Here is an 8175-nt window from a genome sequence, read left to right as displayed (position 1 = left end):
GCCGGATCGCCGCAGACAGCCCGGCGGGGCCGCCGCCGACGATCACGACGTCGTATTCCATCGATTCGCGCGGGCCGTGGCGTTCGATCAGCGAGACGTGGGACATGAGCGGGTACCAGGAGTAGGCGACGGATAGCGTCGAGACACAAGCGTTATCGGACGGCCGGCTCGATCGCGATCGAGATCAGCCTGGATTCGGGGGTAGTGGACTTCAGCTCGAGCGCCTCGCCGCGACCGTCCAGCCACATGCCATGCATGGGCAGTAGCGCTTGCGCGCTGAGCAGCACGCTGCCGATGCGCCACTGACCCGCCGCGCAGATCAGCAGATGCGTCGACGCCGGCGTGACACGGCACGAATGCGTCGCCACGACGACGGTCGCCCGGCAGGCGCTGCGGCGCGTCATCACGTTGAGCACATGCGTCGGCCGCGCGATACCGCTTGTCCATATCTGCAGATCGCCGGGGAACTGCGCGGGCTCGGTCGGGCGCGCGATCAGGTGTCCGTCCTGCGCATGCAGTTCGACGCTCGTGTCGTCGACCGGCACGAGCAGGCGGTCGATTCCCGGAAACCGCGAGAAACGGGCCGGCCCGTCGAGCGTCGCGAGACTGATCCGCCAGTCGATCTCGCCATCGGCGCCGGTGCGGCTCGCGATCGTCCGCGTGACGCCGCTGCCGTTTGCCCAGGATTCCGGCGCGATCCTGGTGCAGTCGATGAAGTGCACGGACGGATAGCGCGACGCCGGTTGGCCACCCGCTGCGCGCTCGACGGCGGCCGGCGTTCCGCGCCCGCCGCCTGCGGATTGCAGCGGTGTCATGTGCGACCTCCTGCACCGACGTGACGCTCGAGCGCGGCCATCACATCGAACAGGTCACCGACGAAGCCGACGTCCGCGAGCGAAAAGATCGGCGCGTCCGGGTCCTTGTTGATGGCAACGATGAGCTTCGAATCCTTCATCCCCGCGAGGTGCTGCACCGCGCCGGAAATCCCGAACGCGAGATAGACGTCGGGCGCGACGGTCTTGCCGGTCTGCCCGACCTGGATCGCGTTCGGCGCGTAGCCTGCGTCGACGGCCGCGCGCGATGCGCCGAGCGCAGCGCCGAGCCGTGCCGCGAGCGCGCCGAGCCGTGCCATGTTCTCGCCCGATGCGAGGCCGCGCCCGCCCGACACGACGATCGGCGCATTCGCGAGATCGATGCCGCTCGACTGCACGCCGTGCCGTTCCAGCAGCGTCGTCGCGGCGAACGCGGGCTGCGCGGCGAGCGGCACGATCGCGGCCGGTTCCGTGCGGACGCTGGCGGGCGCAAACGACGACGCGCGCACGGTCATGAAGGTCGTGTCGCCCGCGCTGGTCACGGTCGCGACGACGCTGCCCGCATACAGGCCGCGCACGAAGCTGCCGTCGTCGGCGATGCCGGTCACGTCGGCGACGAACGCCGCGTCGGCAAGCGCCGCGGCGCGCGGCAGCGCGTTGCGGCCGAGCGTGCGATGCGCGGCCGCGATCAACGCGTAGCGCGGCGCCAGTGCGGCCAGCTGAGCGGCCAGGCCCTCGGGCGTGATCGCGGCCGCTGCGTGTTGCGCGTCCAGACGGATGACCGCGTCCACGCCATCGATCAGCGCCGCCTCGGGCGCCGTCGCGGGATCGAGCGCCAGCACGTCGACCGGCTGTCGGCGCGCGCACGCGGCGCTGACCACGCGACGCACCGCATCGGCGAGCATGCCGTCGGCGGTCGCTTCTGCGACAACGAGCGTTCTCATGCGGAAACTCCTGTGTGGGCAAACACGTTCTGCGCGGCCAGCGCCGCGACGAGCGCGTCGATGTCCGCGACGCGCTCGCCGGCGCGGCGCACGGCCGGTTCGGCGAGCCGGACCACGCGCGACGCCGGCGTCAGGTCGACCCCAAAGTGGCCGGCTTCGACGACCGCGATCGGCTTCTGTTTCGCCTTCACGATATTCGGCAGCGTCACGCGTCGCGGCTCGGCGAGGCGCAGGTCGGCGCTGACGACGGCCCGCCCGTCAAGCCGCCACGTCGCGGTGCCGCTGTCGTCGCCGCAGGTCACGCGCCAGCCGTGGCCGTCGGGCGCGAGCGTCGTCGCATCGAGCCCCTGCGGCCAGCCGAGCAGGCCGGCCAGCATCGGCGCGACGCCGCCGGTGTCGTCGTCGATCGCCTGCTTGCCGCACAGCACGAGGTCGTACGGCGACGTGCCGAGATACGCGTGCAGCAGGCGGGCGACGCCGAGCGAGTCGAGCGACGCGGTCGCGTCGCCGGTGTCGATCAGGATCGCATCGTCCGCCCCCATCGCGAGGCCGGTGCGCAGCACGTCATGGCAGACCGGCAGGCCGCAGGTGAGCACGCTCACCTGCACGGCGTGGCCGGCTTCGCGCAGGCGCAGCGCCATTTCGAGCGCGCATTCGTCGAACGGGTTGATGGACATCTTGAGGCCGGCCGTGTCGATCGCGCCGGCCGAACCGACGCGCACGCGCACGTTCGGGTCGACGACGCGCTTCACGGGCACCAGGATCTTGATGGGCATGGCAATGTCTCGTCGAAGCGATTGGGATCAGGACACGGCGCCGTGGCCGTACTTGCCGGTGAGCAGCGCGCCGGTCGCGAAGCGTTCGAGCGCATAGGGCGCGAGCGACACGTCGGTCGGCAGGCCGAGCGCATGCTGCGCGAGCAGCTTGCCGATGCCGGGCGACAGCTTGAACCCGTGGCCGGAGAAGCCGAAGCCGACGACGAGGCCATCGATGCCGGGAACGCCGCCGAGCACCGGGTTCCAGTCCGGGGTGACGTCGTAGACGCCCGTCCACGACGACGCGAGCCCGGCCGTCTCGTACGCCGGAAAACGCTCGGCGACCTGCGCGCCGACTTCGGCGACATAGTCGAGCGAGATGTCGCCCTGTTCGGTTTCCGGTGCGTTCAGCGTCTCGCCGACGACACCCTCCGACACGAGCATCTGGCTGCCGCCGTAGCTGCGGTAATACAGCATCCCGGGCGAGCCGAGATCCTTGAACGCAGGCATCTGGAACGTGTATTTCGCGTCGCATTCGAGCGCGAGCACGGTGTGCCGTTCGGGCTTGACGGGCAACGGCACGCCGATCCAGCCCGAGAGTTCGGGCGTCCAGATGTTCTGCGTGCTGATCAGCGTGCCGCACGTGAAGCGGCCCGCGCTCGTGTCGACGCCGGCGATGCGGTGGCCGTCGCGCACGACGCCGGTGACGGTCGTGCCTTCGAGGATCTTCACGCCGCGGCGGCGTGCCGATTTCGCGAAGCCCGTCGCGACGAGGTACGCATCGGCGAAGCCGGCTTCCGGCTCGAAGCCGATCAGCGCGGCACCGTCGAACTGCGCGATCGGCAGGCGCGCGTGCGCCTCGTTGCGGTCGAGCAGACGGACCTCGATGTCCATCGCCCGCTGCGCGTCGAGCGACGCGCGCAGCGGCTCGAGCTTGTCGCCGTCCGGCGCGCAGATCATGTAGCCGCATTTGACGAGGCCGCACGATGCCTCGTCGTCGCCGACGTATTCGGCGAAATTGTTGAACGCCCACCACGACGCGCGCGCCAGTTCGACGTTCTGACGGACCGAATAGTGCGTGCGCAGCAGACCGGACGATTGCGACGTGGTGCCGGCGCCGATCATGCCGCGCTCGAGCACGAGCACGCTGCCGGCGCCAAGCGCGGCAAGGTGATGCGCGACCGACGCGCCGATCACGCCGGCGCCGATCACGATGAAGTCGTAGTGGCTCATGGATTCCCTCTGGGTAGGCGGTGAGCCGATTCTAGAAAGCCGCGGCGCCGCCGAATTTTGTATTAGGCAAACTTATGACGCGCGCCCTTAAATCCTCATTCAGCGTGCAAGCCGTCCGATCCGGCGCACCATTCGTCCCGTGTTGCCGGATCAGCCACATCCGACGGGCAACCTTGGAGAAGCAATGAGACGCACCCCACCGCCAATCGATCTGCGCGCGCTGCAGGCATTCGTCGCCGTGTGCGAATCCGGCTCGATGACTGCCGCCGCGAAGCGCATCGGCGTGAGCCAGAGCGCGATCAGCCAGTCGATCGCCACGCTCGAGCGCGAGCACGGCACCGCGCTGTTCGATCGCGACAGCCGCCCGCCGCGGCCGAATACGGCCGGGCGCGCGTTGCTCGAACTCGCCGGCCCGCTGCTCGAGCATGCGCAGATGGTCAGCACGCGCGTCGGCGACGCGACGGATGCGGGCCGCATGCCGGTGCGGCTGGGCTGCGTCGATTCGTTCGCGGCGACGGTCGGGCCGGAACTGATCCGCGCGGTGTCGGGCTCGTCGCGGCAGATTTCGATGTGGTCCGGGCTTACGCCGGGACTCTCCAGACAAATGCACGACCGGGAACTGGATGTCGCGGTGTGTACGCAGACGGCGCTCACCGATGCACGCATCGTCGAGGTGCCGCTGTTTTCGGAGGCGTTCGTTGCAGTCGTCGCGCGCAGCCATCTGGCGGGCCGGCCGACGCTCGACTGGCGCGCGCTTGCTGGCGAGCTGCCGCTGATCCGCTACACGGCGCGGTCGGTGATCGGCCAGCAGGTCGAGCGCTTCGCGCGTCACCTCGGCATCGACAGTCCGAGACGCTTCGAATTCGATGCGACGGACCCGCTGCTGAGTCTCGTGACCGCGCGCCTCGGCTTTGCGATCTCGACACCGCTGTGTCTGTGGCAGGCGCGCCATTACCTCGGCGAGATCGCCGTGATCCCGTTGCCGTCCGGGCGGCTCGGGCGGCGGGATTTCTTCCTGTTGCACCGGCAGGGCGAGTGGGAAGAGTTCGTCGGCGAGATCGTCGCGCTGACGCGAACCGTGGTCGAGCGCTCGATCCGGCCCGCGCTCGCGCGCAGCCTGCCGCAACTGCCCGACGACGCATTGCTTTGATTCAAATGGAGCCCTGAGTGAGCGACCTCTATACGCTGCAAAGCGGCGACGCGCCGCTGATGATCTCGATTCCGCACCTCGGCACGGAGATTCCCGAGTCGCTGCGCGACACGTACACCGACGATGCGCTGACGCTCGCCGATACCGACTGGCATCTCGATCGCCTTTACGCGTTCGCGTCCGAAATCGGCGCAACCGTGCTCGGCGCGCGCGTGTCGCGCTACGTGATCGACCTCAACCGGCCGCCGAACGACGAGAGCCTGTATCCGGGGCAGACGACGACCGGCCTGTGCCCCGCCGAAACGTTCCGTGGCGATCCGCTGTACCGGGCCGGGCGCGCGCCCGACGCGCAGGAGCAGGTGCGTCGTGTGGCCGCGTACTGGCAGCCGTATCACGCGACGCTCGAAGCCGAGCTGGCGCGCCTGCGCATGCGTCATGGACATGTGCTGCTATGGGAAGCGCATTCGATCGCGAGCGTGCTGCCGCGGCTGTTCGACGGCAAGCTGCCCGACCTGAACATCGGCACCCAGGACGGCCGGACCGCCGCACCGGCCGTGCAGGCCGCGGTTGTGCGCGCGGCCGCCGCGAGCCCGTTCACGTCGGTTGCCAACGGCCGCTTCAAGGGGGGCTACATCACCCGCCGGTTCGGTGAACCGGCGCGCGGCGTGCATGCGGTCCAGCTCGAGATGTGTCAGTCGACGTACATGAGCGAGGCCCACTCGTTCGACTACGACGCGGTGCGCGCAGCCGCCGTGCAGCCGACGCTGCGCCGGATGATCGACGGCGCGCTGGACGCGCTCGCGTCGCTGCCCGCAGCAGCATAAGCATGACTGATAGATCTTCGTAACCGCGGTTCCCGTTTCAGTGCGACGCTGCACCGCATTCGGCACGGAACCGCACCGTCGACAGGCAGGCACCCACGCATGACACCGCTGAACAACCGGCCCGACTCCGCCGCAAGTGTTTATCTACGGGAATCTTTGATTCCTGCAGATAAACATGGCACGAAGTTTGCGTTATCTGTGGCGACGCTGCGCTCATTCTTCGGCGGTCTGTCCGTAGACGAAGATCGACAGGAACTGGATCGGCGTCTTGATCAGGCGTTCGGGGCCGTGCGGGATATCGGCGCGGAACGTCAGCGTGTCGCCCGGATGCAGCACGTAGGTTTGCTGGCCGTGCCGGTACTCGATCACGCCTTTGAGCATGTGGATGAACTCGGTGCCGGGATGTTCGAACACGGGAAAGCGCTCGGCTTCGTCCTCCATCGTGATCAGGAACGGTTCGAAGAGCTTGCGCGGCCCCTGGTCGTAGGCGAGCAGATGGTAGGTGTGGCCGCTCTTCGTGCCCTTGCGGACGACCTCCATGCCGGCGCCTTTCTTCACGAGCTGGGCGCCGCCTTGCGGGACGTCGAAGTTGCGGAACAGCGTCGAGATGGATACGCCGAGCGCCTGCGCGATCCGGTGGAGCACGTCGAGACCGGTTGACGTCTGCGCGTTCTCGATCTTCGAGAGCATGCCGCGGCTGATGCCGGCCTGTTGCGCGACCTGCGCGATGGTCAGGCCGTGGTGCTGGCGAAGCTCGCGGATCGTCGCGCCGAGGTAGCGTTCGAGCGGTGTCTTGCTGTCGTCTGCGGGGTGCATCGTCGACCTCGTAAAAGGGCAAGGGTAGCAGATTGCAGTGCGCACACCGGCATGGCGGGACGCGCCGGTGCGCGGGCAACGAGTTTCATGACGGGAATTATTGTTGCACGCTAATAAATTCCGCCATGTACTGCGGACACGGTCGCAGCTCACCCCGGGCTGTGCGTGCCGATGAATCGCAGCCGGGTCCCTCGCGCGTCGAGCGGATTTCTCAAACCAGCAAACGATGCAGTTGCAAGGAGTGACGATGAACCTGAACGATGCGAGCAAGTTGCCGGTCAACGCGCTCGGAAGCGTGCCGCGCTTCGCCTCCGCGGCGGAGGCGCAGGCGTATCTCGCGCAGCAGGGCGTGAAGTACGTGCTCGCGCAATTCGTCGACATCCACGGTGTGGCCAAGGCGAAGTCGGTGCCGGTCGCCCACCTGGAGAGCGTGTTGACGGCAGGCGCGGGCTTTGCCGGCTTTGCGATCTGGGGTGTCGGCATCGAGCCGAACGGGCCCGACTACATGGCGGTCGGCGAACTCGCGACGTTGACGCCGGTGCCCTGGCAACCGGGGCTCGCGCGGATCGTCTGCGACGGCCACGTGGGCGGCGCGCCGTGGGCCTTCGATTCGCGCGTGACGCTGAAGAAGCAGGTCGCGCGCATGACGGAGCGCGGCTGGACGCTCTTCACCGGCCTCGAGCCCGAGTTCTCGCTGCTCAAGCGCTCGGCGTCCGGCACGCTCGAGCCGTGCGACCCGAGCGACACGCTCGCGAAGCCGTGCTACGACTACAAGGGCCTGTCGCGCACGCGCGTGTTCCTGGAAAAGCTCACCGAATCGCTGCGCGCGGTCGGCATCGACGTCTACCAGATCGACCACGAGGATGCGAACGGGCAGTTCGAGATCAACTACACGTACACCGATTGCCTGACGTCGTGCGATCACTACGTGTTCTTCAAGATGGCCGCGTCGGAGATCGCGAACGAACTCGGGATGATCTGCTCGTTCATGCCGAAGCCGTTCGCGAACCGCCCGGGCAACGGCATGCACATGCACATGTCGATCGGCGACGGCAAGCGCAACCTGTTCGCCGACGACGCCGATTCGCTCGGCATGGGGCTGTCGACGCTCGGCTACCGCTTCACGGCCGGCCTGCTCGCGCATGCGCCCGCGTTGGCCGCGCTCTGCAATCCGACCATCAATTCGTACAAACGCCTCGTCGTCGGCCGTTCGCTGACCGGCGCGACATGGGCGCCCGCGTACATCAGCTACGGCGACAACAACCGCTCGACGATGGTGCGCATGCCGGGCGGCCGGATCGAGCTGCGCCTGCCCGACGGCGCCTGCAACCCGTACCTCGCGACCGCGGCCGTCATCGCGGCGGGCCTCGACGGCGTCGACCGCGAACTGTCGCCCGGTGCGCCGGCCAACGAGAACCTCTACGAGTGGTCGGCGCAGAAGCTGCGCGAGCACGGCATCGGCGTGCTGCCGCAAAACCTCGGCGACGCGCTCGACGCGCTCGAGGCCGATCGCGTGATCTGCGAAGCGCTCGGGCCGGTTGCCGACGAGTTCCTCAAGCTGAAGCGGATGGAGTGGCTCGAATACATGCGGCACGTATCGGATTGGGAAGTCAGGCAGTACCTCGAATTCTTCTAAGGAGA

General features: G+C 68.2%; 8 protein-coding genes. 3 read left to right on the top strand and 5 right to left on the bottom strand.

Annotation, left to right across the window (positions count from 1 at the left end):
* Window positions 1–152: 152 nt before the first annotated feature.
* The 4 genes from DIE06_RS34610 to DIE06_RS34595 are packed head-to-tail and all read right to left on the bottom strand — an operon-like array spanning window position 153 to window position 3744.
* Window positions 153–815 carry a HutD family protein gene (locus tag DIE06_RS34610; protein WP_124665262.1) on the bottom strand — a complete coding sequence of 221 codons (663 nt, stop codon included), beginning with the start codon at window positions 813–815 and terminating at the stop codon, window positions 153–155.
* A complete protein-coding gene (locus tag DIE06_RS34605; RefSeq protein WP_124665261.1) occupies window positions 812–1756 on the bottom strand; it encodes an electron transfer flavoprotein subunit alpha/FixB family protein in 945 nt (314 codons plus the stop codon). Before DIE06_RS34605 ends, DIE06_RS34610 begins: the two co-directional genes overlap by 4 nt.
* The gene (locus DIE06_RS34600; protein ID WP_124665260.1) at window positions 1753–2532 is read right to left on the bottom strand and encodes an electron transfer flavoprotein subunit beta/FixA family protein; all 780 of its coding nucleotides are present in this window, start codon (window positions 2530–2532) and stop codon (window positions 1753–1755) included. Before DIE06_RS34600 ends, DIE06_RS34605 begins: the two co-directional genes overlap by 4 nt.
* Before the next feature lie 27 nt (window positions 2533–2559).
* Window positions 2560–3744 carry an FAD-binding oxidoreductase gene (locus DIE06_RS34595; protein ID WP_124665259.1) on the bottom strand — a complete coding sequence of 395 codons (1185 nt, stop codon included), beginning with the start codon at window positions 3742–3744 and terminating at the stop codon, window positions 2560–2562.
* Window positions 3745–3928: 184 nt separating this feature from the next.
* Here DIE06_RS34595 and DIE06_RS34590 point away from each other — a divergent pair, with 184 nt between their 5' ends.
* Together DIE06_RS34590 and hutG are read left to right on the top strand one after the other, a co-directional pair.
* Window positions 3929–4894, top strand: coding sequence for a LysR family transcriptional regulator (locus DIE06_RS34590; protein WP_124665258.1), 966 nt, complete (start codon window positions 3929–3931; stop codon window positions 4892–4894).
* A 17-nt stretch (window positions 4895–4911) separates the two neighbouring features.
* Entirely contained in the window at window positions 4912–5718 is an 807-nt protein-coding gene (hutG, locus tag DIE06_RS34585; protein ID WP_124665257.1) for an N-formylglutamate deformylase, read from the top strand.
* Between the two features lie 213 nt (window positions 5719–5931).
* Here the strand turns inward: hutG and DIE06_RS34580 are convergent, their stop codons facing one another.
* Complete coding sequence (locus DIE06_RS34580) at window positions 5932–6534, bottom strand: helix-turn-helix domain-containing protein (protein WP_124601706.1); 603 nt, start codon at window positions 6532–6534, stop codon at window positions 5932–5934.
* 247 nt (window positions 6535–6781) lie between these two features.
* Between DIE06_RS34580 and glnT the strand changes: the two genes are divergently transcribed.
* A complete protein-coding gene (glnT, locus tag DIE06_RS34575; RefSeq protein WP_185733548.1) occupies window positions 6782–8170 on the top strand; it encodes a type III glutamate--ammonia ligase in 1389 nt (462 codons plus the stop codon).
* Window positions 8171–8175 lie beyond the last annotated feature (5 nt).

This window comes from Burkholderia sp. Bp8998, from assembly GCF_003854235.1.
Classification (GTDB): Bacteria; Pseudomonadota; Gammaproteobacteria; order Burkholderiales; family Burkholderiaceae; genus Burkholderia.
The sequence above is the reverse complement of the archived record's forward strand: the minus strand, read 5'-3'. Positions and strand labels throughout refer to the sequence as shown.

Coding starts and splice junctions, on each gene's coding strand:
- DIE06_RS34600 (WP_124665260.1), bottom strand. CDS start 2,532: ATGCCCATCAAGATCCTGGTGCCCGTGAAGCGCGTCGTCGACCCGAAC.
- DIE06_RS34580 (WP_124601706.1), bottom strand. CDS start 6,534: ATGCACCCCGCAGACGACAGCAAGACACCGCTCGAACGCTACCTCGGC.
- DIE06_RS34605 (WP_124665261.1), bottom strand. CDS start 1,756: ATGAGAACGCTCGTTGTCGCAGAAGCGACCGCCGACGGCATGCTCGCC.
- DIE06_RS34595 (WP_124665259.1), bottom strand. CDS start 3,744: ATGAGCCACTACGACTTCATCGTGATCGGCGCCGGCGTGATCGGCGCG.
- DIE06_RS34590 (WP_124665258.1), top strand. CDS start 3,929: ATGAGACGCACCCCACCGCCAATCGATCTGCGCGCGCTGCAGGCATTC.
- glnT (WP_185733548.1), top strand. CDS start 6,782: ATGAACCTGAACGATGCGAGCAAGTTGCCGGTCAACGCGCTCGGAAGC.
- DIE06_RS34610 (WP_124665262.1), bottom strand. CDS start 815: ATGACACCGCTGCAATCCGCAGGCGGCGGGCGCGGAACGCCGGCCGCC.